General features: G+C 51.2%; 1 protein-coding gene. It reads left to right on the top strand.

Annotated elements, in window-relative coordinates:
• Window positions 1–662: pyridoxal phosphate-dependent decarboxylase family protein (locus tag AC1DVH_RS32340; protein ID WP_477757201.1), on the top strand; the 662-nt coding region annotated here is incomplete at both ends.

Genomic DNA, 662 nt, shown 5'->3' on the forward strand with positions numbered 1-662 from the left:
GCACAGGCTCGTGGACTTTGGCTCCACGTAGACGCTGCATGGGGTGGTGCGTTACTCCTATCGCAAAAATATCGCAATCGCCTGCAAGGTCTTGAGCGTGCTGACTCGATCACACTCGACTTCCACAAACAATTTTTCCAGACCATCAGTTGCGGCGCATTCCTGCTTCGCGATGCGGCACATTTCGACCTGATGCGTACTCATGCGGACTATTTGAACCCGGTCGAGGATGATCGGGATGGCATACAAAATTTGGTTGGAAAGTCTCTGCAAACGACCCGTCGATTTGACGCCCTGAAATTATGGATGAGTCTCCGCAGTCTCGGAACCATCCGGTATGCGGAACTGATTGACCAAGCAATTGATCTAGCAAGCGAGGTTGCTAGCCGTATCGATACATCATTGTCGTTCGAATTGGTCAGTCGTTCGCAATTATCGAGTGTCCTGTTCCGGGTCCGTCGGCCCTTCTTCGCTGATGCTGATCGGGACGCATTGCACAGGCATCTCGCGACGATATTGCTCGATAGGGGAATTGCGAATCTTGGGGTCACCCGCCACGATGGTCTAATAGCATTGAAGATGACGTTATTGAACCCACGAACTACTTTGGTAGATATAGATAGTCTGCTCGCGACCATAGACATGCTTGCCGATGCCTACTT

The organism is Pseudomonas sp. P4_C3 (genome assembly GCF_056402075.1).